This window comes from Halorientalis brevis (genome assembly GCF_023077655.1).
In genome coordinates, this window is the sequence record NZ_JALLGV010000004.1 from 319,423 (window position 1) to 344,441 (window position 25,019).

The following is a 25,019-nucleotide window of genomic DNA, read 5'->3' on the forward strand; positions in this document are numbered from 1 at the left end:
GAAGGAGGGGCTACATTCCCGGGTCGTGGGAACGGCAACCGAAACCAGGCTACAGACGGGACGGAACGTCAGCCAGTCCGGAACGAGTAGTCCAGCGCGTCAGCCGAGTGCGTCAGCGACCCCATGGAAATCACGTCCACGCCCGTGCCCGCGTAGTCGGGGACGTCGGCGATGGTGATCCCACCCGAGGCTTCGGCGAGCACCGACGAATCGGCGTCTCGGAGCAGTTCGACCGCCGCCTCGGTCTCGGCCGGCGTCATGTTGTCCAGGAGGACGACGTCCGCGCCAGCCTCGACGGCTCGCGGTGCGTCCGCGGGCTGTTCGACCTCGACTTCGACCTTCGTCGCAAAGGAGGCCCGTTCTCGAAAGTGGGCGATGGCCGCCTCCATGCCCATCTCGGCGACGTGGTTGTCCTTGACCATCACCATGTGCGAGAGGTCGAGCCGGTGGGTGTCGCCGCCGCCCGCGACGACGGCTCGCTTCTCGATCCCCCGAAGGCCGGGCGTCGTCTTGCGAGTGCCTGCGATCGACACGTCGTCGCTCACACCATGTGCGGCGTCGACGGCCCGTCGCGTCCGCGTTGCGATGCCGGAAGCGTGACCCGCGACGTTGACCGCCACCCGCTCGCCGCGCAGGACGTCCTGTGCAGGACCGTCTGCCGTGAGTAGGGTGTCGCCGGCCCGGATTCGGTCACCGGATTCGACCTGCTGCTGGGCGGTGACGCCCAGATACTCGAACACGGCGACAGCGGCGTCGAGACCGGCGGCGACGCCGTCGTCCTTGGCGACGAGCCGGCCAGTCGTCTCACCGGGGACGAGGTTCGTCACGTCGTGGTGGCCCAGGTCTTCCCGCAGCCAGTCTTCGATCTTCGAGTCGGGAATCATCAGTCGTCGGCGTGTGGTTCGGCCGTCTCCTGATCCGGTTCGACCAGGTGGTGACAGCCGACGGATTCGTCGTTCTCGGCGGCCTGCCGCGCGATCAGCAGCGAGGTGACCGCAGCCGAGCGGAGTTCGTACAGCGACCGCGAGGTCCGCGTCCGGGTGTAGGCGTCGACCTCACCCTTGAGTCGACGCAGGACGGCCATCGCGCGGGTGAGGTCCTCGGGTTCGCGTTCGAGGCCGATGTACTCGTCCATCACGCGACGGAGGCGGTGGAACTTCTCGCGGGCGAACTGCTCTGGCAGTTCCGGGTCGCGCTGGAGCAGGTCCGGCGCTTCGATCGTCTCGACGGGGGTGCCGGCGGCGTCCTCGCCAGCGCGGAGTCCCCAGACGAGTCCTTCGAGAAGCGACGTGGAGGCGAGGCGGTTGGCACCGTGGACGCCCGTCCGGGCACACTCGCCGACCGCGTAGAGGCGATCCAGCGACGACTGCCCGCGGTCGTCCACCTCGATGCCACCACAGAGGAAGTGTTCGGCGGGTGCGACGGGGATGCCGTCTTCCCAGTCGACGCCGTGGTCCTCACACTTGGCTGCGAGGTCCGGGAACTCACCCTCGAAGTCGAGCGGAGAGACGTCCAGCACCACCTCGCCCGTCTCGTCGCGTTCGGTCTTGACTGCGCGCGCGACCACGTCGCGGGGCGCGAGTTCGGCGTCCTCGTGGTAGTCGGGCATGAACCGCTCGCCATCCCCGTTCTGGAGGACGGCCCCCTCGCCGCGAACAGCCTCGCTGACGAGGAAGGGGCTGTCGCGCTCCGCGGTTCCACCGCTCCGCTTCGAGGTGCTTCGCACCTCGCTATCGACGCAGACGGTCGGGTGGAACTGGATGTACTCCATGTCCGTCACGTCCGCCCCGGCCAGCGCGGCCATGGCGATCCCGTCGCCCGTAGCGCCGTCGGGATTGGTCGAGCGCGGGTAGAGGTCGCCGATGCCACCGGTGGCCAGGATCGTCGCGCCGGCGTAGTACGGCTCGAACTCGCCCTCGGATTCGAGGACGGCGCCGTAGACGCGCCCCTCGTGGCGGACGAGTTCGAGCGCGGCGGTGTCGTCTCTGATCTCGACGTTGTCCTGCTCGTCGAGGTAGTTCAGGAACGGGACGTGGACGTGCTTGCCCGTCGAGGCGTCGACGTGCAGGATTCGGTTCTCCGAGTGTGCGGCCTCGCGGCCGAAGTCGAACTCCGCGTCGCCGTCTGCTTCATCGAAGTCGACGTCCAGCGTCTCCAGCAGGACGTCACGGACTGCCTCGTTCGCGTGTTCGACCAGCACGTCGACGGCCTCGGGATCGGCCGTGTCGCTGGAGGCCTCGACGATGTCGGCCTTGAACTGCTCGGGGTCGTCCCGCGCGATGGCGATGCCGCCCTGTGCCCACCACGAGGAGGCACCCTCCGGGCGTTTCGCCTTCGTCGCGACGGTCACGTCGGCACCCTCGCGAGCGGCGGAGAGTGCTGCCGCGAGCCCCGCGATGCCGGACCCGACGACGAGGACGTCAGTAGTCTTCTCGCTCATGGGTTAGATCTCCAGCATCCGGTCGAGTGCGACCTGTGCGAGTTCTTTCTCCTCGGGCGCGACCCGGATGACGTTCCGTTCGCGGCCCTCGACGAGCTCTTCGAGGACCCACGCCAGGTAGTTGGGATCGATCTGGCGCATCGCGTTGCAGTCCATGCAGGCGTCACCGCACAGCGGCATGACGTCGACCTCGGGATGCCAGCGGCTGAGGTGGTTCGTCAGGTGAATCTCGGTCCCGATCGCCCACTGCTCGCCGGGGTCGGCGTCGGCGACGGTCTCGGTGATCGTCGACGTCGAGCCGACGACGTCTGCGGCTTCGACGACCTCGCGGCGACACTCGGGGTGAACGACGACGTTCACGTCGGGGTGTTCTTCGCGGACGTCCTCGATATGGCTCTCGCGGAACCGTTCGTGGACCTGGCAGTAGCCGTCCCAGAGGATGATGTCGTTCTCGGCGGCAGCGGCGGCGTCCTTGCTTTCTGGATCCCACGGGTCCCACTCGACGATCTCGTCTTCCATGCCGAGCCTGTGGGCCGTGTTCTCTCCCAGGTGCTTGTCGGGGAGGAACAGGACCTTGTCGCCCTTGTCGAAGGCGTACTCGAAGGCCTTGTGGGCGTTCGAGGAAGTACAGACCAGGCCGCCCTGTTCCGCACAGAAGGCCTTGAGGTCCGCGTAGGAGTTCATGTAGGTGATCGGGATGATGTCGTCGTCCGTCTCGGCCGTGATCTCGGCCCAGGCGGCGTCGACCTGCAGCGCTTCGGCCATCCCGGCCATCGGACAGGACGCCTCCATGCTCGGGAGGATCACCTTCTGGTCGTCGTCGGTGATGATGTCCGCCGATTCGGCCATGAACGTGACGCCGCCGAAGACGACGTACTCGGCGTCGGCGTTGGCAGCCTCCTTCGAGAGCTGGTAGGAGTCGCCGATGAAGTCGGCGTGCTCGACGATCTCGCGGCGCTGATAGTTGTGGCCGAGGATGACCACGTCGTCGCCGAGTTCGTCCAGCGCGGCCTCGATGCGTTCTGTGCGTTCGTCCTCGTCCAAGTCCCGGTACGCCGGTGGGAGCTGTTCTAAGTTGTCGTACTTGAAGAGACTGAGGTCAGTCTCGAATTGGGCTGTTTCCATTTCCGGCACGGTCGGCCACCTTGTTGAGTATTGGAATGAACGAACGCACATATTGAAAAGATTTTGCCTTCAATATTCGGCTATGGTGGCTGATCTGGCAGATGTTGCCGCAGTAATCGAGATTTAATCACCCATGGAGAGTCGAAAGTGGATTCCTGTCTTCGATGGCGTCAGCGCCCGTCGTAGACGATCTCGCCGTCGATGACGGTCATCGCCACGTTGATTTCGCCGATCTCCGCGTCGGTCACCGCCCACGGGGAGCGCTCCAGGACGGTGAAGTCAGCCCGTTGTCCGACGTCGACGGTACCCAGGCGATCCTCGTCGAATCCCGCGTATGCTCCGCCGCGAGTGTACGCCCGCACGGCCTCGGTTACCGAGAGTTGCTGGCCAGTACCGGGCGCAGTGACGGCCTGCTGGATCCCGAACAGCGGATCGAGGGGCATGCAGTCGCTGCCGAACGCCAGGTCCGCGCCCGCGTCTAGGAGGTCGCGAAAGCGGTTCGTGGCCTGCCGGCGGTCTCGTCCGAGTCGTCTGTCGTAAAGCCCGTCGTCGCGCGCCCACTTCAGGAAGTTCGGTTGGGCGGACACGACCAGGTCCGACGCACCGAGCCGTTCGACGAGGGGGTCCGTGAGCACCTCCGCGTGTTCGATGCGATGCCGAGCCGTCCCATCGGTCTCGACGAACCCGTCCAGCGTGGCCCCGATGGCCTCGTCGCCGATGGCGTGGACGGCCGCCTGCAACCCGGCGTCGTCGACGCGGTCGGCAAACGCCCGGAGAGCGTCGGGGTCCCGGAGCCACTGGCCGGCCGCGTCCCCCTCGCCAGCGTCGCTCTCCTCGGCATCGGCGTACGGAGCCGAGAGTTTCGCCGTGCGACTCCCGATGGACCCGTCGCAGTAGGTTTTGATCGCGCCCACGCGCAATCGGTCGCTCCCGTGATTGGGTGCCAGTCCGGTCGCCTCGACGGCGTCGAGGTAGTCGTCCCAGTAGTTCAGTCGAACGCGGAGCGTGAGGTCGCCAGCACGGGCGAGGTCGTGGTAGGCCCGCGGAATCGGCCGTCGGCGGACCATGTCGTGGACGGTCGTCACGCCGACCTCGTGGGCTCGCGCCTGGGCCGCCCGGAGCAGGTCCCGGGCCGCCGACCGCGTCAGCCCCACCGCCTCCCAGACGGCGTCGGTCCCTGCCTCGGTCACGACGCCCGTCGGCCCCCCGTTTCGAGTGTGGACGTTCTCGTCGCGGACCGCCTCCCGGACCCGTTCGAAGGCGACGGAGTTGAGGGAAACCAGGTGGAGGTCCTCGCGGAACGCCGCGACCGGTCGCTCGTCACTCACGGCGTCGAGGTCCCGACTGGTGAGGTACCGGCGGTCGTCCCAGGCACTCTCGTCGTAGCCGAAGCCTAAGATCCACTCCTCGCGGGCGTCGCCGACCGCGCGAAGCCGATCGACACACTCGGCTGGCGTCGCGGCCGGCGAGAGGTCGGCGTCCACCAGGTAGTGACCGACGAGCGCGAGGTGGGTGTGAGCGTCCACGAATCCCGGCAGGAGGACGCGATCCTCGAGATCGACCACGTCGGTGTCGACGCCCTCCAGAAAGGCAGTCTCGTAGGCGCTGCCGACGCGAACGATCGCGCCGTCGCGGACGGCGACGGCCTCCGCGCGCGATGGGGAGTCGGTCAGCGTGTGAACCCGGCCGTTCGTGAAGACGCGATCGGCTGCCCCGGTCATGTCCACGACAGCGGTCGGCAGCGACCTAACCGTTGGGGGGTAAACGGCGTTTACCGAACGCGGCCGCGATCGACGACGGCGGGACTGTCAGCTGCCGTACCCACCACAGTCTATTTTTGGATCGTAGCCGTACACTACCAGTCGATGGACGTGCTTCGCTCGCCGCCGTCGTGCACCGTCCAGCGCAGGGAACCAGGGTCGGACCACGGACCGATGAGTGCCGGCTCTCGCCATCCCGCTGAGGTGAACCCGTGACGGAGGAACCGACGGCTGATCGGCGTGACGTGCTGCGGTCCCTGGGTGGCGTCCCCACCGGCGCCGCGCTCGTCGACGCACTCGGCAATGACCCGTCGGGCCGGTCACTGCCCACGGAGTCGCTGTCGGGGGAACCGGAGCCGGTCGAACCCGACCCTGACGCCGACCGGGTGTTCCCGCAAGGCGTCGCATCCGGCGATCCGATGAGCGACGGCGTCGTCCTCTGGACCCGCATCGCCCCGGACGCCTACAGTAGCGGTGGTCAGCTGACCCTGCAGATGACCGCCGCCAGTGGTTTCCACGCGTTCGGGCCGCTGTGGTCGATCGAGACGGACAGTCTCCCGGACAGGGATTACACCGTCAAGGTCGATCTCGCCGGCCACCTCGAACCGGATCGGGAGTACCACTACCAGTTCGTCTACGACGACGTGTACGGGCCGATCGGCCGCTGTCGCACGCTCCCGCGGGCCGGATCGTCGCCCGAGAGCGTCCGGTTCGGCGTCGTCACCTGCCAGAACTACCGGAAGGGCTACTACGGCGCCTTCAACCACCTCGCCGCCGAAGACCTTGACTACCTGCTCCACCTGGGCGATTTCATCTACGAGTGGGCGGGCGACTCGACGCACGACGGACGGTCGATCACGCTCCCGAGCGGGCACGGGCTCGCGTGGAACCTGGCCGACTTCAGACACCTCTATCGGACCTACCGCTCCGATCGGTTCCTCCAGCAGGCGCTCGCGCGCTACGCGATGATCGCCACCTGGGACGATCACGAAATCGTGAACAACCGCTACTGGGACTACGAGGCGGGGCGACCGAAGGCGGGAAAGGGCGCACATCCGCGAAACGACGACGCCGCGTTCATGCGCCAGTTGTTCGCCGACGGCATCCAGGCGTGGTGGGAGTACATGCCGGTCCGCGTCCAGTACGACCCCGACGCGGCGCACTTACACGACCGCCTGCGTCTCTGGCGGTCGTTTCGCTTCGGCGACCTGCTCGACCTGGTCGTGACCGACGAGCGACTGTTCCGCTCCCAGTCCGACGAGGACCCACGGGTCGATGTCTCCGACGCCGCCCTGTCAGCACCGGGGAGCGTCGACCTCGACCACACCATGCTGGGCGCCGCCCAGCGCGAGTGGTTCGCCGACGCCGTCACCGACGACGCGACGACCTGGACGGCCTGGGCCAACGAGGTGTTGAACATGCACCTCGACACCGAGTACAACGGGAAAAAGCAGTTCGACAACGGCGACGCCTGGGACGGCTACGAGACCGAGCGCCGGCTCATCATGCGCTATCTCGACCGCCAGGACGTCGACAACTTCGTCGCGCTGACGGGCGACCTCCACACTGCCCTGGCGGGCTACATGCGCACGGACTACGACGAGGCGCCCGACCCCGACGCCCGCGTCGGCGTCGAGTTGATGACGCCGGCGCTCACGAGCATGAATCTCGCAGAGGCCGGCGACATCTCGGACAACCCGTTCGCCCAGGATCTCGCCCGGAGTGCCATCCTCCGGAACAACCCGCACCTGCAGTTTTTCGATAGCTTCCATCACGGCTACGCGGTCGTCGAGTTCACGCCCGACGCCTGCGAGTACACCGCCTACGCCGTGGACAAGACCGTCGACTCCACCAGCGCCAGCAAGCACAAACTCGCAGCCTTCAGCGTCCCCGAAGGAGAAGTCCGGCTGAATCGCAGCTAGCCGACCGCGGTTGTGCCACCGAGTCGCACGAACCGCAAGCCCTCAAGCCGACAGCGCCGCTCCGTACTGGTACGGCGACGGAGCGACGTGCCACACCCGTCGTCGTCTTGCACGCTCCGGTCACAGCAAAGCCGTACCGCCACGCCAACCCGCAGTTCTCACTCGACGCATCCGGTGTGGGTTCGTCCCACACCACCAGTTTCGACGAATCGGCAATTGTTAGGAGGGCTGGGTGTGACACCACGTCCAATGACAGACCCGAGTGCCCTCGCCGACCGCGTCCGCGACGGTGAGCTCCGGCTCCACGAACTGGAGGCCCACGCAGACCACGAGACGGCAGCCGCCGCCCGGCGGGAACTGCTCGAAGCCGAGACCGGCGCCGACCTCTCGACGGTCGGCGAGTACGCCTTCGACGCCGAGGCCGCCGAACCGAACATCGAGAACATGATCGGCGGCGCGCAGGTCCCGATGGGCGTCGTCGGCCCCGTCCCCGTCGACGGCGAAGCCGCCGACGAGGAACACTACCTCCCGCTCGCCACGTCGGAGGGCGCGCTGCTCGCCAGCGTCAACCGCGGCTGCTCGGCCATCCGAGAAGCGGGCGGCGCGACCGCTCGCGTCCTGAAAAACGGGATGACCCGCGCCCCGGTGTTCAGCGTCGCCGACGTGGGCGAGGCAGCGACGGTCGCCGCCTGGACCCGCGAGAACGTCGACCGCCTGGCCGAGGCCGCAGAGTCAACCACGAGCCACGGCGAGCTCACCGACGTGACGCCGTACGTCGTCGGCGACTCCGTCTTCCTCCGGTTCGTCTACGACACGAAAGACGCCATGGGGATGAACATGGCCACCATCGCCACCCAGGAGGCCTGCGACCTCGTCGAGGACGAGACGCCGGCCTCGCTCGTCGCGCTCTCGGGCAACCTCTGTACCGACAAGAAGCCAGCAGCCATCAACGCCGTCGAAGGGCGCGGTCGCACGGTCGCAGCCGACGTGCTCATCCCGCACGACCAGGTCGAGGCGAAACTCAAAACGACCGCGGACGCCATCGCCGAGGCCAACACCCGAAAGAACCTGGTGGGGTCGGCCAAAGCGGGCAGTCTGGGATTCAACGCCCACGCGGCCAACGTCGTCGCCGCGGCGTTCCTCGCGCTGGGGCAGGACATCGCCCAGGTCGTCGAAGGCTCCAACGCCATCACGACGGTCGAAGCCCGCGAGGAGGGGCTGTACGCCAGCGTCACGATCGCGAGCCTCGAAGTGGGAACGGTCGGCGGCGGGACGAAGCTCCCGACGCAGGCCGAAGCCCTGGACGTCGTCGGGGTCCGCGGGGGCGGCGACCCCTCCGGCAGCAACGCCGACGCGCTCGCGGAGGTCATCGCCACGGGCGCACTCGCGGGCGAACTCTCCCTGCTCGGGGCACTGGCGTCGAGTCACCTCTCCTCGGCCCACGAAGAACTCGGACGATAGCGGGCCTGGATTCACCCGACGTCGTCGAGCGGTTCCGCGGTCGGCACCAGTACCTCCTGCGCCTGTTCGTCGGAGACGATTCCCACGAGCAGCAGCGCCATCCCGATGACGAACAGGACGACGAGCCCCGGGATGAACAGGTCGCCGAGTTCCGCACCGAGCAGTCGGTCGGCGAACAGCAGTCCCCACCCAGCCGCCAGGAACGCGAACCCGAACGTGTACCGACGGTAGCCGAGTTGCGAGAAGCCGACCGCGCCGATCACGAACGCCAGGAAAAAGAACAGCTGCCCGACGCGGTGGAATCGGAGGCCGAGCACCGTCGGCCGGGACAGGGACACGTCCGTCAGGACCGCCAGCGTCCCCAGCACCAGCAGCCCCCACAGTCCGTAGATCGATACGCTCACGGTCGATCCCGTCTGCTCGTCCATGACTACTGGTCCACAGTTTCACCGATAAATGTCGCAGTCTGGCCAGTGAAATTTTCTATCGGACAATCATGTCGCTGCGATTCGGCTGAACGCGTCAGCGAACCAGAGAGTGAAGCGACTGCCACGGGCCGACCGCGGAACGACAGCCGATCAGAGCAGCCGATACGTGCCGTCGCTCCGAGTCACCTCGCCGCGGCGGGCGAGTTTGTCGAGGGCGTCTCGGACGTAGTCGGCGGGGACGCCGCGGTCGGTGGCGTATCCGACCACGTCGTCCTCGGTCGGCTGGTCGAGGTCCCGCAGCGCACGCACGACGAGATCTTTCCGGCTCTGCCCGCCGCCGCTCCCCTGTTCGACGCGCTTCCCGGCGGCGGCGACCTCGTCGGCGTCGATCCCCGAGCCTTCGAGGTACTCTTCGTCGTCGACGCCGACCTCGTCGACGTACGTGTCCATCTCGGCGAACGAATCCAGTTCGGCGAAGGCGTCCTCGTGGCCCTGTCGCTTGGCGAGCATCGCCGCGCGGACCTCGCGGGCGTGGTCCGGGTCCTCGGTGGTGACGAACTGCTTGCGTTTGGCGTACTGGCGAGTCGTCCCGCACTGGGGACACTCGCTGCGCTCGGGCCGTCCCTCGACGACCCAGAGCGCGCTGCATTCGCTGCACCCGACCACGGCGTACATGGCAGGGGCTGGGAGGTGACGCCCATTGAATCCTCCGACGAGAGGTCGGGGGGTCGCAGCTCCCGCGGAAGGCTTAGGTGGTCGCCGTTCGATGTGGCGCTCCATGGATACACAGACGCTGTCCGCGGGGAACACGGTCGAAGTGGTCGAGGGCGTCCACCTCACGCAGCTCGTGGCGGGCGACCGAATGAGCATCCAGCACTTCCACGTCGAACCCGGCGCGACGGTCCCCGAACACAGCCACGAACACGAACAACTGGGCTACGTGTACGACGGCACGCTCGTCTTCGAGGTCGCAGGGGAGGAGTTCGTCATCGGGGCGAACGAGTCGTACGCCATTCCGAGCGAGGAGCCACATGCGGCCGTCAACCGGGGCGACGACCCGGTTCGCGGGCTCGACGTGTTCGCGCCGGCGCGGCCCGACCCCGACTGGGCACAGTAACGGCTGGTGGTCGGTGGGACCGCGGCAAAAAATCGGGGCGTGATCCGGTCGGTTTAGGCGAGGTCGCGGATGTTGTCGGCAACGCGCTCGGCGTACTCGCTGCAGGCGAGCTTGGTGCCGTTCTGGATCTGGCGCTCGATGTCGTAGGTGACGTGCTTGGACTTGATCGTCTCCTCGACGGCGTCGACGACGAGTTGGCCGGCGTCCTTCCAGCCCATGTACTCGAGCATGAGCTTCCCGGAGAGGATCATCGCGGTCGGGTTCACCTTGTCCTGGCCCGCGTACTTGGGTGCGGAGCCGTGGACGGGTTCGGCCAGACAGCGGCCGTCACCGAAGTTCGCACCGGGTGCGATGCCCAGACCACCGATCTGGGCGCCACAGGCGTCGGAGAGGTAGTCGCCGTTCAGGTTCGGCAGGGCGAGCACGTCGTAGTTCTCCGTGCGCGTGAGGATCTGCTGGAGCATGTTGTCGGCGATGCGGTCGTTGACGACGACCGCGTCCTCGGGCTGTTCGCCGTCGCGCTCCTCCCAGAGCGTGTCCTCGGTGATGACTTCCTCGCCGTACTCCTCTTCGGCGACCTCGTAGCCCCAGTCGCGGAACGCGCCCTCGGTGAACTTCATGATGTTCCCCTTGTGGACGAGCGTCACCGAGTCGCGGCCGTTCTCGAGCGCGTAGTCGATCGCTTTCCGGACGAGGCGCTTGGTCCCGAACTCGGTGATCGGCTTGATGCCGATGCCGACCGGACCGTCGTGGATGGTGCTGTCGAAGCCCATCTCGTCTTCGACGAAGTCACGGACTTTCTCGGCGCCCTCGGTGCCGGCTTCCCACTCGATGCCGGCGTAGACGTCTTCGGTGTTCTCCCGGAACGTGACCATGTCCATCTGGTCCGGGCGCTTGACCGGAGACGGGACGCCCTCGATGTGATACGTCGGGCGCACGTTGGTGTACAGGTCGAGCTTCTTCCGGAGCGCGACGTTCAGCGACCGGAAGCCTGCGCCGACGGGCGTCGTCAGCGGCCCCTTGATCGCGACGTTGAACTCCCGGATCGCCTCGGTGGTGTCGTTCGGGAGGTTCTCGTCGTACTTCTCGCGTGCACTCTCGCCCGCGTACACGCGCATCCAGTTGATCTCGCGTCCGGTCGCCTCCGCAGCGGCTTCCAGCACCTGCTGTGCTGCCGGTCCGACGTCCACACCGATGCCGTCACCGTAAATGATGGGGATGATCGGGTTCTCCGGCACGTCGAGTTCGTCGTTGTCCGGGTCTACGACCTCGATTTTCTGGCCGTCCGCGGGCACATCGACCTTCTCGTAGGACATATGGCCGAACTTCACACGTCGGGCTAAAAGGCCTACCGCTTCTAGGGAAACTCTCGACAACTTTCGGGAAGATTATTTGCAATGCGACCGACGACGCGGCGCATCCGACCAGTTTCCGCGTGGGCACCGACCCGTCGCTGCCGGCCGGAACCGCGCCGAACACAAGTCCTTTGCCGCCCTTCGCCGAACGAGCGTGTATGACAGACGTGGACCTCGACGCCGAGCAGTACGAGAAAAACCGGGAGGCCGGTGAGATCCTCGCGCAGGTACGCAACGAAGCCGTTGAGAAGGTCGAAGTCGGTGCCAGCCACCTGGAGGTGGCCGAGTGGGCCGAGGACCGCATCCGCGAACTCGGCGGCGAGCCGGCGTTCCCGGTCAACATCAGCATCGACGAGGAAGCCGCCCACGCCACGCCGAGCATCGACGACACCAGCACGTTCGGCGAGGACATGGTCAACCTGGACATCGGGGTCCACGTCGACGGCTGGCTGGCCGACACCGCCGTCACCGTCGACCTCTCCGGGAACCCCGAACTCGCAGAGGCCAGCGAGGAGGCGCTCGAGGCCGCCCTCGATACGGTCGCACCCGGCGTCGAAACCGGCGAGGTCGGCGCGGTCATCGAGGACGTCATCGAGGGCTACGGCTACAACCCCGTGGTGAATCTGACTGGCCACGGCCTCGGCCACTGGGAGCAGCACACGCCACCGAACATCCCGAACCGCGCGGTCGATCAGGGCATCGAGTTCGAGGTCGGTGACGTCGTCGCCATCGAGCCGTTCGCCACCGACGGCGCCGGGAAGGTCCGCGAGGGGAGCGACGAGGAAATCTTCGCCCTCGAAAACGACGGCTCGGTCCGCAACCGCCAGGCGCGCCAAGCGCTCAAGCAGATCACCGACGAGTTCCGGACGCTCCCGTTCGCGACCCGCTGGCTCGACACCTCGCGCGCGGAGATGGCCGTCCGCCGCCTGAAACAGCAGAACATCCTCCACGGCTACCCCGTTCTCAAAGAAGAGGACGGCTGTCTGGTGAGCCAGAAAGAACACACGATCATCGTCACCGAGGACGGCTGTGAAGTGACGACGGAGTTATAATGCGGCTGACGAGCAGCCACGGACCGTCCGCTATCGAGTCACACGGTGAGTCAACGATTTCGATGAGGACGGTAGTTGCGTAACGAAATCGCAACAGGGAGACACGGTAATCGGCGACCTCAATCTACCGATCGCGTTTCGGCTGACGAGTGTTCTTCCGGGACACTGTCGGTTTGCTCTCGGTTGAGAATCCGTCTCGGCCCCGTCCAATCGAGGTCCCTGCGAAGGCAGACCTCGAGGATGCTCTTGAAGACGAGCAGGTCGTGGAAATGTTTGTAGCCGATAACGAACAGCGGTGAGAGCGCTGACAGCGACAGGTCGTCCCGCTCGACGCTGACTGCGAAGACGGAGATGGCCAGGACCACGCTGGTGTAGACCGCGAACATCGCCACTGTTCTGACCACGTCGCCGGCGAGGAGACGTTGAACGAGAACGCCGAGGATAATCCAACTCGCCAGCGGCAACACGAACATTTCGACGACCTGCATCGGGTACGAGATTCGGTGAAGGTAGCCGTATCGGTGGTCGAGTGCAACACGCCAGTGTTTCAAGAGCGTCATGACGTTTCCCCGGTACCAGCGCATCCGCTGGAGATACAGGTCGTACCAGGTATCCGGTGCTTCAGTATACACGGTCGCCTCGCTCGTTCGAACCGACCAGCCAGCGCGCAGCAATTTCACGGTGAGATCGAAGTCCTCAGTGAGCGTCTCGGGGTCGTAGCCAGCGACGTCTTCGATCGCCTCCCGGCGAAAGGCACCGAGACAACCGGGAACGATCGGGACAGTCCCGAACGAATCGAGAACGCGCCGGTAGACGTTCAGGCCGACGATGTACTCCAACCGCTGCAGAGCGAGGATCAGCGATCCGCCGTTTTCGATCTTGACCCTCCCGGCGACGGCACCGATCGACTGATCAGCCAGTAACGGCGAGACCGCAGCTTTGAGCGCCGAGTCGGCGATGACGCTGTCGGCATCGACACAGACGACGACGTCGCCCGATGCGAACAACAGTCCGTAGTTGAGTGCTGAATACTTCCCGCCGTTCTCCTTGTGAACGGTTTGGACTCGTTCGTCACTGATTGAAAGGGCCTCCGAGAGTGTGTCGTCGGTGCTCCCGTCGTCGACGACGACGACCTCGACTTTTTCGGCCGGATAAGAGGCGTTGAGGATTGCCGACACGGTTCGTCTGATGTACCCGACTTCGTTGTACGCCGGAACGATGACGCTAATCGTCGGCAGTTGCTCGTCGGCGTCGAACGCGGTGTGGCTGGTGGTGGTGTGGATCGTCGCCAGTGGGAACATGAACCAGAGTGACGTCAGGACGAGAAACAGCGCCAGGAAGTGAACGAGGCCGGCAGCAGTTGTCGGAAGCCACCCGAGCCAGGCAGTGGTGATGCCACACCCGACGAGCGCGACGACGAGATGCGGGAACGTGAACAGACCCTGTAGTCGTCGAGTGTAGCGGACGACCACATACGACCAGATCAGGTACCCGATTAACAGTCCAGTGAACACGGCGAGTGCGAAGACGACGCGACGGTCCGTCTCTGCCAGCAGGAGCCAGCCGAGTATGATTAACGGCACGCTCACCACCAGTGAGGCCCAGTCGATGCGGTCTCTCCAGGTCCGAAGTGAGGCGAGAGAGCTCTCCATCCGGATCACCCCGCAGCCCCGGACCTCACAGTACGGTCACAGTCTGCGGTGCACGGAACGATCCACCCATCGTCGACGCGACGGATCGTCCCACGCTGAATGCCGTCTGTATACTGATCGACCGTCATGAACGCGACGCCCTCTTTCGACTGCATGTAGTCGATAAACTGGCGCAGTCGCTCCCGCTTGGCCGGAGTGTCGAACGTCGGATAGTGGATCATCTGTACATAGACAGTCCCGTTGCGATACGCGCGGTCGAAGTCGTCAGTGAGTTCGGTGTCGTTCCGAAATCGATTGGTCGACCAGTCTGCGACGAACGACGCCGAGTTCGGGACGTGGGACACTCCGTGTGCCCGGAACGGCGACGTCTTCCCGTAGTACTCGCGGGTGAACCAGCTACCACCAGAGATCGTTTGATAGCCGACCTGAGCGACTTTCTTCGCCGTCGTATTATCGTAGGTGTTCATTGGCGGGACGAACGTCTCTGGTCGCTCGCCAACACACTGCTTGACGATTTTCGTCCCCTTTTGGATGCGCTCGAGTTGGTTTCGGGGCGAGAGCCCGCCGAACTCACTACCGCTGTAGAACGCTGTCAATTTCTCGTGCGTGTAGCCGTGAAGAGCGAACTCGAACAGTTCAGGGTGGCGTCGGTGTCGTCGTCGCAGATACGTGCAGGTATCGTCTGTTTCGTCGATAGGACGGTCACCGGTCATCGGAATGATACCCTGCGTCACGGGAACGGATTCCTCCACAAAGATCCGGTCCACTGCGCGCATCGTCTCCGTCCGATAGTACGGTTGTATGTCGTCGTTCCGGAAGATAACGATCGTCTGAACCCGGTGCGTCGGCGGACTGGCATCGGCGGGAGCGTTCACGTACGGTCCAGCCACGAGCGTCCCTGTTATCGAGATCGTGAGGATGACGACGAGCACGACACCAGTAAGGAGACGGCGCCGGAGACTGACGGACGCGTCAGGAGAGAGCGGAAGATATCCACCACGTCCGTGGTCGCGGGGTTCCCCGTCGGGTAGTGACGCGTCGCCAGTGGCCTCCGGAGAATACTCTCCGACGGCTTCGACCACGTCGTCATTCGTCTCGTTCGGGGATTGAGTCACGATCTCTGCAACTCCGAACCGCTCGTCACACTTCGAGCAGACGAAATATGTGGCGACCTCGACAAACGCGTCAGTGGCAGCAGTGTAGTCGTCGCTGCATTCAGGGCACGCAGCCGCGGCCTGAAAGGCCGATTCTGGTTTGATACACCCGCAGACGGAGTGTTCGACTGCCGTGATCCGAACGAGTTCCGCCCCGCAGTCTCGACACGAGCGGATGCCACCGGGTTCCGACATTGAGGGGTGTTTGTACTACATACATTGTCGTTGTAATTTACTCCATGTACAACCTACAATCACTCACAGCAGAAATCACGTTGGCGAGTGAAGTGTAGAAGCGGTTGTCTATACAGCAGACGACTCCGGACAGACAGTCTTTACCCCAGCGTCGACGTCCGATTCCAATCACCGAGACGGGCCCGGAAGTCACAAAGTAGTTGAAGGAAGTGTCACTCAGCATACACTTCCCAGTTCGGGAATTGTTAAAAAAATGGTAACAGTCCGGACACAACTCGTCACCTGTAATCCCGGTAAGCGTCAGACATTACCACATTCATCCATTCCAGAAGTGTGCAAGGGGAGGAAGTTAGCGGGATGAACCGGATGTCAGCTCACGCGTTGTTCATGCGAAGCGCGGTTTGGGCGCCACAGATACGGCACTCGCTCACACGGTACGGTTCACGCGAGTACTCTGCGTTCTCGGGATTCGAACTCTCCGTCATGATCTGAACGGAGACGTCGTGTGGTGTCTCACGTCCACAGTGTTCACAGTGTTCGGTCATCCCATCGAACGTGCCGTCGGTGGCTGACATCACACCGTGGCGTACCGACGATGGGAGCATAAAAACCCCATTTCGTTCGGCTCCGTTCATACCGTTTTTCGGCCGCCTTCTTGCGGTTTTGTCCCTGAGACGTTGAGAGTCGTCGAAACTGTTCAAGGACCGTTCTAAGGCCCCCATCTGACTCCCAGCGATGAAAACGGCCGAACGATTTATAAGTCGCATTCGCCCAGAACCGGTCGATTGTTTTCAGACTTTGATTCTGGTCGGGTTTCGGCGCCAATACTCGGGGTATCCGATTCTCAGGAGCAATACTATCTCCGAGACGGAGTGTCCGTGGCCGTTATGCGAGTCGGGGTCACAGGACCCCTATGGAGCAGGTGTTCGCCCCCTGGCGAATCGACTGGATCGAGCGGTCGGACGAGAACGCGGACGTCGAGGAGTGCGTCTTCTGCGAACTCCCCGACTGGGAGGACGATCGCGAAAACCGGCTCGTCGCCCGGAGCGAGCACGCGTTCGTCCTGCTGAACAACTACCCGTACAACCCGGGGCACGCGATGGTCATTCCCCACCAGCACACCGGCGACTACCGGGACCTGGACGAGGCGGTCCTGCTCGATCACGCCAGACTCAAACAGCGAACGATCGAGGCGATGGAGACGGCACTGCAACCGGACGCGTTCAACGCGGGCCTCAACCTCGGCGGCGGGCCGGCCGGCGGGTCCATCGACGATCACCTCCACACCCACGTCGTCCCTCGCTGGGACGGCGACACCAACTTCATGCCCGTCATCAGCGACACGAAGGTGATCGTCGAGGCCGTCGCAGACACCTGGGAACGACTGCACGGAGCCTTTGGCGAGCAGGACGGCGTCACAGTCCCCGGCGAGGACCAGGCAGTGATCGTCGAGTGAGATCACTGCGCACGCGCAGACAGCCACGGGCGACTTTTAGTGCCACGTTTCGAAAGGGTGGGTAATGGCACGGTCTTCGGCCCTTCGACGAGTCGCCGTCGTCGTCCTCGGTGTCAACCTCTTGTTGGCGCTGGCGAAAGGTGCGACGTGGTACGTCACCGGCAGTCTCGCCGTCGGGTCCGAAGCCGTCAACAGCCTCGCAGACTCCGTCTACAGCGTCGTCATCCTCGCGGGGATCTACCTGACGACGCAGCCGCCGGACTTCGAGCACCCTCACGGCCACGAGCGCATCGAACCGTTCGTCGGCCTGTTCATCGCGCTCGGGATCTTCGCCGCCGGCGCGGCCGTCATCTGGCAGTCGGGGACTGCACTCCTGACGGGGAACGTGACCGTCACCCGGAACCCGATCGCGATCGGCGTCCTAGCGGGGGCGGCAGCCGCAAAGTACGTACTCTACCGGTTCTGTCTCAAGATCGGCCGCGAGCACCACTCGCCGGCCGTCATCGCGACGGCGAAGGACAACCGACTCGACATCCTCACCGCCGGGGCCGCGCTCGTCGGCGTGGCCGGTGCTGCCGCCGGTTTCCCACTGCTCGACCCGCTGGCTGCGACCCTCGTCGGGATCGGCATCCTCGCGACCGGCGTCGACGTGGTCCGCGACAATCTCGATTACCTCGTCGGTGCCGCGCCGCCGGAAGACCTCCGCGCCGAAATCGTCCGTCGGGCGCTCGCTCACCCAGAAGTCGAAGGCGCCCACGACGTCATCGCCCACTACGTCGGTCCGGAGATCGACGTCTCGCTCCACATCGAAGTCGAGGGCGACCGGACGTTACTAGAAGCCCACGACATCGAGACGGCCATCATCGAGTCGATCCGGGCGCTCCCGGAAGTCGACGACGTGTTCGTCCACGTCGACCCCAAGGAACTCGGCGAGTGGAAAGAAGACGCCGAGATCGACCGTCTCGTCGGCCGGAAACCGGAAGCAGACGGCGACTCGTGAGCGCCCCAGTGCGTTCGAGTTGCGCCACCAACACTTACCAGAGTGCCCGACTAACACCAGACTATGTCCCCGTCGCTGATCGACACCCCTCCATACACGTACGTGTTCTACGCCGTGTTCCTTGGATGGGTCTTGCTGAACGCACGACTGCTGGGCCGGGAACGAACGGGTGCGGTCCGGCGCGAACGCCGCCACTCGAAACTCGTACTCGGCACTCTCACCAGTGCAGGCATCGTGGCAGCTGTCGCCTTTCACTACGTCGCACCGTGGGCAGCGATGAGAGCTCCGCGACCGGCCTTCTGGTTCGGCATCGTGTTTCTGATCGCCGGCGGCGTACTCAGGGAGTGCGCCGTTCAGAAACTCGGACGGTACTTCACGGTCGACCTCGGTGTCGAGGACGACCAGTCCGTGATCGAAGACGGCCCGTACCACTGGGTCCGCCACCCGAGCTACCTCGGGAGCACGCTGTCTTATCTCGGAATCGGCGTCGTCTTCGCGAACTGGCTGAGTCTCGCGGTCGTTGCCGTCTCCCTCGCGGTCGGGTACTGGTACCGTATCACCGTCGAGGAGGAGCTATTGCGCGCGGAACTGGGCGACGCGTACGAGGAGTACGCCGAGCGAACGCCCTACCGGCTGGTGCCGGGACTCTGGTGACGCCGTCGACTCCGGAATACGACCGAATCGCTAGCTCGGCACCCCGAACGCGTAGACGGTGTTGTGGCTCGTGATCTCGACGTCGACGACGTCGCCGAGTTCGAGTCCGCGCTCCTCGCCGTCGGCGATGACGACCTGCCGGTAGGCCTCGTCGTAGCCCACCAGCGACTCGTCGGTGCCGTCCTCGATCAACAGTACCGACTGCTCGGTACCGACCATCTCCTCGTACGCCTCGCCGACGAGGTCCATCTTCAGTTCGCTCAGCTCCTTCGAGCGGTCCTTCTTGACCTGGCCGCCGAGGCCCTTCATGTTCGCGGCGTCGGTGCCCGGCCGCTTCGAGAACCGCGTGACGTTGATCTTCTCGGGGCGGGTTTCACGCATCAGCGCTATGCTCTGTTCGTGATCGGCGGGTTCTTCGGTCGGGAAGCCCGCGATGAAGTCAGTCGAGAGCGTCCAGTAGTCCAGCGACTCGTCGAACGTCTCGACGACCTCAACGTACTCGTCGACGTGGTGCTGGCGGCGCATGTCGGCGAGCACGTCGTCGCTGCCGGACTGGACCGGCGCGTGCAGGAAGTTGTACAGCTTCTCGTTCTCGGCGAACACTCGGGCCAGTTCCTCGCGAACGCCGTGAACGCCCTTCGGGTTGGCCATCCCGACGCGAACGCGGAACTCGCCGTCGATGTCACAGATGCGGTCCAGCAGTTCCGGGAGGAGACTCGTTCCCTGGTTGGTGTCCCAGCCGTAGACGCCGGTGTCCTGGCCCGTGATTCGGATCTCCTTTGCGCCCGCGTGCACGAGCGAGCGCGCCTTCTCGACGTTCTCCTCGACGGACGGGCTCTCGATGCGGCCGGTCGCCTGCTTGGTGATGCAGTACGAACAGTCGCTCATGCAACCGCGAGCGATCGGGAGGATGCCGACGACCCCGGAGAGCACCGGTTCGGTGTCCGGCGTGACCGTCGGGCACTCGCCGTTGAGAACGTGCTGTGGAACGTCGTCCCAGTGGAGTACCTCCGCGTCGATCTCCTCCTCGCGGAACAGCTCGCCCTGCGCGAGCGCCATACAGCCCGTGACGACGAGATCGCCCGGCGTCTCGGCGTCCAGTTCTTTGGCCCGCCGGAGCATGTTCTGCTCCGTCTTCTCAAGGACGGTACAGGTGTTGAGGATCGCCACGTCGGCCTCGTCGGGGGCGTCCGCCGGGTGGTGGCCCCCCTCGCGGAGCGCCTGCTCGATCTGCTGGGTCTCCCCGCGGTTGGAGGTACACCCGTACGTCTCGATGTGATAGCGGGCCATGCGACTCGTCTGCTACTCGCGGCTGGGCGAGCAAAAGCGCGACGGATTGCACTCCCGAATCCGGGTCGAACTCGGCATCGTTTTCCCGCTGGTCCCGGTACGACCGCGCGTGACGCAGGACCGTCAGGCAGCCGATTCGGCGCCGACGATTTCACGGACCGGAATCGCGGTGTTCATCGCCGGCGTCGCGAGCATGGGGCTCGAAATCCTCGCCGGTCGGCTCCTGGCACCGACGTTCGGCAGCGGCATCTACGTCTGGGGCTCGATCATCGGCGTCTTCCTGGCCGCCCTCAGCCTGGGGTACTGGATCGGCGGCGTCCGCGCCGCCGTCGAGGCGTCCCGAAGTGCGATGGCGTCAGTTCTGCTCGGCGCAGCGATGGGCGTCGCGGTGGTGATCGTCCTCGGCGAGCCGTTTCTCGATGCGATGGCGGGGCTCCCCGTCCCCCAGCGGTACGCGCCGGTGATTCCGATCACCGCCCTCTTCGGTCCGCCGACGGTGTTGATCGGGTTCGTCAGCCCGTACGCGGCCGAACTCGACAGAGCCGAAAGCACCGGTACCGCCTCGGGACGCGTCTACGCCCTGGGAACCGTCGGCAGCATCGTCGGTGCGTTCGGAACGACGTTCGTGTTGATCCCCTCGGTCGACGTGACCACGATCGGACTCGCGTTCGGTCTCATGCTGGTCGGTGCGGCTGCGACGGTCACCCCGAGATCGGACACCAGAAACTGGGGCGGCGCGGTGCTGGTCCTCGCGCTTCTGGTCGGTGCGTTCACCCTCGCGACCGTCGGGACCACGGTCGGCGACTCGACGGTCTACCAGACCCAGACCGCCTATCAGGACCTTCGCGTCGCCGACGACAACGGGATTCGGACGCTGTATCTCGACGGCTCACCACACGGCGCCCTGGACAAGGACCGGCCCGACAGGTACGTCTTCGAGTATTCGCGCTATTTCCACCTGCCACTGCTTCTGCGAGACGACCCCGAGGTCGACCGCGTCCTGTTCATCGGTGGCGGCGGGTTCTCGGGGCCGAAACGGTTCGTCGAGGAGTACAACGCCACCGTCGACGTCGTCGAGATCGACCCGGAAGTCGTTCGAGTCGCGAAAGAGTACTTCGACGTCGAGGAGAGCGATCGCCTCCGGGTCCACACGATGGACGGCCGGGTGTATCTCGACCAGACCAACAGGACGTACGATCTGATCGTGGTCGACGCCTACCGATCCGATCGAGCGCCACACCACCTCACCACGGTCGAGTTCATGCGCCTGGCCAGGACACACCTGACAGACGACGGCGTCGTGCTCGCGAACGTCATCTCCGCGCGGTCGGGCGTGGGGTCCGCGTTCTACCGCGCCGAGTACCGCACCATGAACCAGGTGTTCCCGACGGTCTACAGTTTCCCGACCGCCGACCGGAATTCACGGCAGAACATCGAGTTGATCGCGACGCAGACCGCGACTCGGGTGACGCGTGCGGAACTCGAGCGGCGGCAACGCGAACGCGACGTCGGAATCGAGCTCGCCGAACCCGTCTCGCAGTATCGGTCGAACGTGCCGGTCGGAGACGCACCGATCCTCCGCGACGACTACGCACCCGTCGACCGGTTACTCCGCTCCCAGGCCGGGGAGCGATACGTGGTCGAGCGGGCGAACGACACTACGGACTGATCCGGTCAGTTCCACAGCGACTCACCCCTCTTGCTCGGCCGCCGCTCGCCACTCCTCGACGATGGTGACGCCGCTACTGGCACCGATGCGCTCGGCGCCGGCGTCGAGCATCGCCTCGGCGTCCGCCCACGAGCCGATGCCGCCGCTGGCTTTGACCGGGAGGTGCTCGCTCATGCGTTCGACGTCGGCCACCGTCGCACCGCCGTCGGCGAAGCCGGTCGCCGTCTTCACCATGTCGGCGTCCGCCTCGGCGGCGAGCGCACACGCGCGGTCGATCTCCTCGTCGGTCAACAACGGCGCCTCGACGATGACTTTCACCGGGATCGGCACGGCTGCGACGACCTCGGCGACGTCGTCGCGATACGCGTCCTCGTCGCCGGCTTTCAGTCGGCCGGCGTTGGCGACCAGATCGATCTCGTCGACGCCGGCGTCCCACGCCCGTTCGGCCTCGGTCGCTTTGACGCGGGACGTGTGCTGCCCCTGCGGGAACCCCACGACCGTCGCGATCGTCGTCTCGGGCGCGTAGCTCGCGGCCAGTTCCGCGTAACACGGTGGGAGACAGGCGTTCATCCCGTGTTGGATGGCCTCGTCGAGCACTCGTAACACGTCCTCGTCCGTCGTCGTCGGCCCGAGAACCGTGTGGTCGATCCGTCCCGGCACGTCCATGCGCGCCCATACAGTCGCCTGGTTAAAAAGGTGGCCGGGAGTACCGGAAGGCTTTCGGCGGCCGGCCCGCCCCCTCCGATATGCTCCCGCGTGGCCTCACACCGGTTCCGTTGCAGGTGCTCCCCGAGGGTCTCGTCGTTCCACCACTCCCGTATCTGGCTGGGATTGTGGTGGGGCTCGCCGTCGTCGGTGGCAGCCTCTTCCGCCAACGACCGGCCGTTACACGGAGAGTAGTCGTCGCCTTCGGGCCGTGGATGGTCACCGGGGCGGCGTTACACGTTCTCTACCAGCTCGAAAGCGCACCGGCCGTCGTGGCACCGCTCCTGAGTGCCCCGACGGTGTACGCCACGACCTTCCTCGTCGCTGGCGGGGTCTGGACGACGCTCGTCGCCATCGAAGGCCTCACTGTGCCCACGCTACTGGGTGGCGTCGGTTTCGTCACGGCCATCCTCGCCAGTGCAGTCGTGCTGGCGGCCGGGGCAGCCAGCGGCAGCCTCTCACTGCAGTTCCCGGTACTCGGTCTGCTCCTCTCGATCGTCTTCACGGCCGTCGTGTACGTACTCGTCCGGTCGGTTCGACCGTCGATCACGACGGCGACCGGCAGTCTCGGTGCGCTCGTCGTGTTCGGGCACGTTCTCGACGGCGTCTCGACGGCGATCGGTGTCGATCTGTTCGGAACGGCAGAGCGGAGCCCGATTCCCCGCGCGATCATGGACGTCGCCGGGTCACTTCCGACAGCATCGGTCGTCGGGACCGGCTGGTTGTTCGTCCTCGTGAAGGTCGGCGTCGCCGTGGCAGTGCTCGCCCTGTTCGCCGATTTCGTCGAAGAAGACCCCGTTCAGGGAAACGTCGGTCTCGGCGTCGTCGCCGCTGTCGGCCTCGGACCAGGAGCGCACAACCTCTTGCTGTTCGCTGCCGCACCGATATAGGTAGCCGTTCGATCACCCCGACCGTCGTGCGTGTCGCTTCCGCCCGTTCCGGTGGACCATGAGAATTCTGACCCACCACTCACCGTAGCGACTGCGTCAGCGACTCGAAGAGGGGATCGCTGCCCGGCGATCCATAGGGGAAGCTAACGTCGGCGTTACGAACGCCAGGTCTCAGACGGAGGCCAGTGGCTATCAGGCCGGCGAGTGAGAGAACGTGTTGGGGGGTACGAAATGGGGGCGGAAGTGACCGCCCCGTGGTGTTGGGTTGGGGGTACGAGAGTGAGGTTCGGTGTTTGTGGGGTGAGGGGGTGTGGACGCGGCAGACGAAGACGGACACCGAACGGAACCGTCCACGTCTCCGCGTCCCTATCCGTTCAATACGCTCGGTGAATCATAAAGGTTACTGCTCGTGAACCTTACTTCGTAAGGGCGAAATTTGGAGTTAGAGCCTCTGAGCAGTAATGGTTAGAATCCCAAGGTTAATGCGTATGCACGAAATATGGATGTATATGTCCTCAGACTCCGACTCAGACGAGTATCCTCGGGCACCCGCCCAGAAGGCTCGTGACGAGAACATTCTCGGAGTCTTCGAGGCGACCGACGACCCGGTACTGACGACGTCGGAGGTCGCCGAGGAGCTACCCATCGGCAAGCGTGCGACGCTCAACCGATTGGAAGACCTGGTCGATCGGGAGGAGATCGACTCGAAGGACGTTGGCGTCGGACGTGTGTGGTGGCGTGCAACACCTGCCGAACCCGAAGAACCCGAGAGTGAGGCCGCTGAAGTCGACGTGCCAGCCGACGAACCAGCCGAGGTTTCACCGCCCCCGGGTGCACCGGTGACAGAGCCGATGAGCCGGCCACCACAGGCTTCGGAGATCGAGGAGAGCCCGAAGTGGGCCTTCATCGGGAGCCTCGGCCGGCACTCGATTTTCGCGGGGATTTTCCTGCTGGGACTGTTGATTACCGAGACGTCGACGCCGACTCAGCAGTTACTGCCCGTCTCCGTGGGCCGGCTGTTCCTGACGGCGTTCGTGTTCTTCCTCATCGGCTTCCCGTCGTACGTCACGTACCGGACGAAGCAGTACGTCGAGTCGACGGACCTCTCGCTGTCGCAGTTCCTCGGTCCGATATCGAGTGGCGGTGAGGATTCTGGAACGTGATCGTCGCACACGCAACGCACGTGACACCCTTGCCGGCACCGCTCTGGGTAGCCGTCGCGATCCTCTCCGGCTTGGCCGCAGCGATCTTCATGAACGTCCCGATGCTGGGCCTCCCGGAGGGGTACACGCCGGCAGTCGTCACCACGTCGGTGATCCAACAGACCGTTCCCTCGCAGGTGTCCAGCCGTGCTGCCGTGGCCGTTCACCACGCGTTCGGCCCGCTCGCAGGCGCCGCGTACGCTGTCTGTGGGATCGCCCTGGACGGCGTCTTCCCCCCGGTCTCCCGCGTGGCGGGTCTCTCTCTCGGCGCACACGCCGTCGCCGTCGCGCTCGTCACCGCGTTCAGCTTCGGGGTGTTCGCGTACAACATTCTCCCACAATACGGGGGTGCTGCCCGCGACCGGGCCGGAGCCGTCCGGCGGCACTGGCTCGCGTCGACGGCGGTGTTCGGTGCGTCGCTGGGGATCGTCGTGCCGCTGGCGGCGACCGCAGTCCGATGAAGTCCCCCGTGGTTTTGTAGTGGCCCTCCCA

At 65.2% G+C, this 25,019-nt stretch carries 23 protein-coding genes; 11 read left to right on the plus strand and 12 right to left on the minus strand.

Going from position 1 to position 25,019, the window contains the following annotated elements:
* Positions 1-68: 68 nt before the first annotated feature.
* The 4 genes from nadC to MU553_RS09905 all read right to left on the minus strand — a co-directional run bounded on the left by nadC (position 69) and on the right by MU553_RS09905 (position 5,286).
* The gene (gene nadC, locus MU553_RS09890; RefSeq protein ID WP_247377314.1) at positions 69-884 is read right to left on the minus strand and encodes a carboxylating nicotinate-nucleotide diphosphorylase; all 816 of its coding nucleotides are present in this window, start codon (positions 882-884) and stop codon (positions 69-71) included.
* Positions 884-2,440: an L-aspartate oxidase gene (locus MU553_RS09895; RefSeq protein WP_247377312.1), complete on the minus strand. Its 1,557-nt coding sequence runs from the start codon at positions 2,438-2,440 to the stop codon at positions 884-886. Before MU553_RS09895 ends, nadC begins: the two co-directional genes overlap by 1 nt.
* Before the next feature lie 3 nt (positions 2,441-2,443).
* The gene (gene nadA / locus MU553_RS09900; RefSeq protein WP_247377310.1) at positions 2,444-3,565 is read right to left on the minus strand and encodes a quinolinate synthase NadA; all 1,122 of its coding nucleotides are present in this window, start codon (positions 3,563-3,565) and stop codon (positions 2,444-2,446) included.
* A gap of 170 nt (positions 3,566-3,735) precedes the next feature.
* Positions 3,736-5,286, minus strand: coding sequence for an amidohydrolase (locus tag MU553_RS09905; protein ID WP_247377308.1), 1,551 nt, complete (start codon positions 5,284-5,286; stop codon positions 3,736-3,738).
* A 251-nt stretch (positions 5,287-5,537) separates the two neighbouring features.
* Between MU553_RS09905 and MU553_RS09910 the strand changes: the two genes are divergently transcribed.
* A complete protein-coding gene (locus tag MU553_RS09910; protein WP_247377307.1) occupies positions 5,538-7,247 on the plus strand; it encodes an alkaline phosphatase D family protein in 1,710 nt (569 codons plus the stop codon).
* 249 nt (positions 7,248-7,496) lie between these two features.
* Entirely contained in the window at positions 7,497-8,708 is a 1,212-nt protein-coding gene (gene hmgA / locus MU553_RS09915; protein ID WP_247377305.1) for a hydroxymethylglutaryl-CoA reductase (NADPH), read from the plus strand.
* 11 nt (positions 8,709-8,719) lie between these two features.
* Here the strand turns inward: hmgA and MU553_RS09920 are convergent, their stop codons facing one another.
* A complete protein-coding gene (locus MU553_RS09920; protein ID WP_247377303.1) occupies positions 8,720-9,136 on the minus strand; it encodes a hypothetical protein in 417 nt (138 codons plus the stop codon).
* A 150-nt stretch (positions 9,137-9,286) separates the two neighbouring features.
* Complete coding sequence (locus MU553_RS09925; protein ID WP_247377301.1) at positions 9,287-9,811, minus strand: DUF5817 domain-containing protein; 525 nt, start codon at positions 9,809-9,811, stop codon at positions 9,287-9,289.
* 103 nt (positions 9,812-9,914) lie between these two features.
* Here MU553_RS09925 and MU553_RS09930 point away from each other — a divergent pair, with 103 nt between their 5' ends.
* Complete coding sequence (locus MU553_RS09930; RefSeq protein ID WP_247377300.1) at positions 9,915-10,253, plus strand: cupin domain-containing protein; 339 nt, start codon at positions 9,915-9,917, stop codon at positions 10,251-10,253.
* Positions 10,254-10,306: 53 nt separating this feature from the next.
* Here the strand turns inward: MU553_RS09930 and icd are convergent, their stop codons facing one another.
* Positions 10,307-11,569 carry an isocitrate dehydrogenase (NADP(+)) gene (icd, locus tag MU553_RS09935; RefSeq protein ID WP_247377298.1) on the minus strand — a complete coding sequence of 421 codons (1,263 nt, stop codon included), beginning with the start codon at positions 11,567-11,569 and terminating at the stop codon, positions 10,307-10,309.
* 197 nt (positions 11,570-11,766) lie between these two features.
* Here icd and map point away from each other — a divergent pair, with 197 nt between their 5' ends.
* On the plus strand, positions 11,767-12,660 hold the full coding sequence (map, locus tag MU553_RS09940; protein WP_247377296.1) for a type II methionyl aminopeptidase: 894 nt from the start codon (positions 11,767-11,769) through the stop codon (positions 12,658-12,660).
* Positions 12,661-12,779: 119 nt separating this feature from the next.
* Here map and MU553_RS09945 read toward each other — a convergent pair whose 3' ends face one another.
* From MU553_RS09945 to MU553_RS09955, 3 genes are all read right to left on the minus strand, one after another.
* Complete coding sequence (locus MU553_RS09945) at positions 12,780-14,243, minus strand: glycosyltransferase family 2 protein (protein WP_247377294.1); 1,464 nt, start codon at positions 14,241-14,243, stop codon at positions 12,780-12,782.
* A gap of 74 nt (positions 14,244-14,317) precedes the next feature.
* Complete coding sequence (locus MU553_RS09950; RefSeq protein WP_247377292.1) at positions 14,318-15,427, minus strand: DUF2334 domain-containing protein; 1,110 nt, start codon at positions 15,425-15,427, stop codon at positions 14,318-14,320.
* Between the two features lie 608 nt (positions 15,428-16,035).
* On the minus strand, positions 16,036-16,236 hold the full coding sequence (locus MU553_RS09955) for a DUF7835 family putative zinc beta-ribbon protein (RefSeq protein WP_247377290.1): 201 nt from the start codon (positions 16,234-16,236) through the stop codon (positions 16,036-16,038).
* A gap of 338 nt (positions 16,237-16,574) precedes the next feature.
* Between MU553_RS09955 and MU553_RS09960 the strand changes: the two genes are divergently transcribed.
* From MU553_RS09960 to MU553_RS09970, 3 genes are all read left to right on the plus strand, one after another.
* Positions 16,575-17,117 carry an HIT family protein gene (locus tag MU553_RS09960; RefSeq protein ID WP_247377288.1) on the plus strand — a complete coding sequence of 181 codons (543 nt, stop codon included), beginning with the start codon at positions 16,575-16,577 and terminating at the stop codon, positions 17,115-17,117.
* A gap of 64 nt (positions 17,118-17,181) precedes the next feature.
* Positions 17,182-18,117 (plus strand): cation diffusion facilitator family transporter, encoded by a 936-nt coding sequence (locus MU553_RS09965; RefSeq protein WP_247377287.1) that lies wholly within the window; start codon positions 17,182-17,184, stop codon positions 18,115-18,117.
* A gap of 63 nt (positions 18,118-18,180) precedes the next feature.
* On the plus strand, positions 18,181-18,771 hold the full coding sequence (locus MU553_RS09970) for a methyltransferase family protein (RefSeq protein ID WP_247377285.1): 591 nt from the start codon (positions 18,181-18,183) through the stop codon (positions 18,769-18,771).
* Positions 18,772-18,801: 30 nt separating this feature from the next.
* Here MU553_RS09970 and MU553_RS09975 read toward each other — a convergent pair whose 3' ends face one another.
* Positions 18,802-20,061, minus strand: a complete 1,260-nt coding sequence (locus MU553_RS09975; RefSeq protein ID WP_247377283.1) for a tRNA (N(6)-L-threonylcarbamoyladenosine(37)-C(2))-methylthiotransferase — start codon at positions 20,059-20,061, stop codon at positions 18,802-18,804.
* On the opposite strand from MU553_RS09975, the gene MU553_RS09980 reads away from it, so the two are divergent.
* Positions 20,060-21,730, plus strand: a complete 1,671-nt coding sequence (locus MU553_RS09980; protein ID WP_247377281.1) for a spermidine synthase — start codon at positions 20,060-20,062, stop codon at positions 21,728-21,730. The genes MU553_RS09975 and MU553_RS09980 overlap by 2 nt on opposite strands.
* Positions 21,731-21,751: 21 nt before the next feature.
* Here MU553_RS09980 and deoC read toward each other — a convergent pair whose 3' ends face one another.
* Positions 21,752-22,396, minus strand: coding sequence for a deoxyribose-phosphate aldolase (deoC, locus tag MU553_RS09985; protein ID WP_247377280.1), 645 nt, complete (start codon positions 22,394-22,396; stop codon positions 21,752-21,754).
* 80 nt (positions 22,397-22,476) lie between these two features.
* Here deoC and MU553_RS09990 point away from each other — a divergent pair, with 80 nt between their 5' ends.
* The 3 genes from MU553_RS09990 (at position 22,477) to MU553_RS10000 (ending at position 24,988) form a co-directional block, all read left to right on the plus strand.
* Positions 22,477-23,325 carry a DUF63 family protein gene (locus MU553_RS09990; RefSeq protein WP_247377278.1) on the plus strand — a complete coding sequence of 283 codons (849 nt, stop codon included), beginning with the start codon at positions 22,477-22,479 and terminating at the stop codon, positions 23,323-23,325.
* A gap of 509 nt (positions 23,326-23,834) precedes the next feature.
* On the plus strand, positions 23,835-24,488 hold the full coding sequence (locus MU553_RS09995; protein WP_247377276.1) for a hypothetical protein: 654 nt from the start codon (positions 23,835-23,837) through the stop codon (positions 24,486-24,488).
* Positions 24,485-24,988, plus strand: a complete 504-nt coding sequence (locus MU553_RS10000; RefSeq protein WP_247377275.1) for a hypothetical protein — start codon at positions 24,485-24,487, stop codon at positions 24,986-24,988. The genes MU553_RS09995 and MU553_RS10000 overlap by 4 nt, the downstream gene beginning before the upstream one ends.
* Positions 24,989-25,019 lie beyond the last annotated feature (31 nt).

Excerpts from the sequence above, each read along its gene's own strand:
- MU553_RS09995 (WP_247377276.1), top strand. The coding sequence starts at position 23,835 with ATGTCCTCAGACTCCGACTCAGACGAGTATCCTCGGGCACCCGCCCAG.
- MU553_RS09925 (WP_247377301.1), bottom strand. The coding sequence starts at position 9,811 with ATGTACGCCGTGGTCGGGTGCAGCGAATGCAGCGCGCTCTGGGTCGTC.
- MU553_RS09970 (WP_247377285.1), top strand. The coding sequence starts at position 18,181 with ATGTCCCCGTCGCTGATCGACACCCCTCCATACACGTACGTGTTCTAC.
- MU553_RS09980 (WP_247377281.1), top strand. The coding sequence starts at position 20,060 with ATGCGACTCGTCTGCTACTCGCGGCTGGGCGAGCAAAAGCGCGACGGA.
- MU553_RS09975 (WP_247377283.1), bottom strand. The coding sequence starts at position 20,061 with ATGGCCCGCTATCACATCGAGACGTACGGGTGTACCTCCAACCGCGGG.
- nadC (WP_247377314.1), bottom strand. The coding sequence starts at position 884 with ATGATTCCCGACTCGAAGATCGAAGACTGGCTGCGGGAAGACCTGGGC.
- MU553_RS09930 (WP_247377300.1), top strand. The coding sequence starts at position 9,915 with ATGGATACACAGACGCTGTCCGCGGGGAACACGGTCGAAGTGGTCGAG.
- MU553_RS09895 (WP_247377312.1), bottom strand. The coding sequence starts at position 2,440 with ATGAGCGAGAAGACTACTGACGTCCTCGTCGTCGGGTCCGGCATCGCG.
- MU553_RS09960 (WP_247377288.1), top strand. The coding sequence starts at position 16,575 with ATGGAGCAGGTGTTCGCCCCCTGGCGAATCGACTGGATCGAGCGGTCG.
- MU553_RS09920 (WP_247377303.1), bottom strand. The coding sequence starts at position 9,136 with ATGGACGAGCAGACGGGATCGACCGTGAGCGTATCGATCTACGGACTG.
- deoC (WP_247377280.1), bottom strand. The coding sequence starts at position 22,396 with ATGGACGTGCCGGGACGGATCGACCACACGGTTCTCGGGCCGACGACG.
- hmgA (WP_247377305.1), top strand. The coding sequence starts at position 7,497 with ATGACAGACCCGAGTGCCCTCGCCGACCGCGTCCGCGACGGTGAGCTC.
- MU553_RS09990 (WP_247377278.1), top strand. The coding sequence starts at position 22,477 with ATGCTCCCGCGTGGCCTCACACCGGTTCCGTTGCAGGTGCTCCCCGAG.
- MU553_RS09905 (WP_247377308.1), bottom strand. The coding sequence starts at position 5,286 with ATGACCGGGGCAGCCGATCGCGTCTTCACGAACGGCCGGGTTCACACG.
- icd (WP_247377298.1), bottom strand. The coding sequence starts at position 11,569 with ATGTCCTACGAGAAGGTCGATGTGCCCGCGGACGGCCAGAAAATCGAG.
- map (WP_247377296.1), top strand. The coding sequence starts at position 11,767 with ATGACAGACGTGGACCTCGACGCCGAGCAGTACGAGAAAAACCGGGAG.
- MU553_RS09955 (WP_247377290.1), bottom strand. The coding sequence starts at position 16,236 with ATGTCAGCCACCGACGGCACGTTCGATGGGATGACCGAACACTGTGAA.
- nadA (WP_247377310.1), bottom strand. The coding sequence starts at position 3,565 with ATGGAAACAGCCCAATTCGAGACTGACCTCAGTCTCTTCAAGTACGAC.
- MU553_RS09965 (WP_247377287.1), top strand. The coding sequence starts at position 17,182 with ATGGCACGGTCTTCGGCCCTTCGACGAGTCGCCGTCGTCGTCCTCGGT.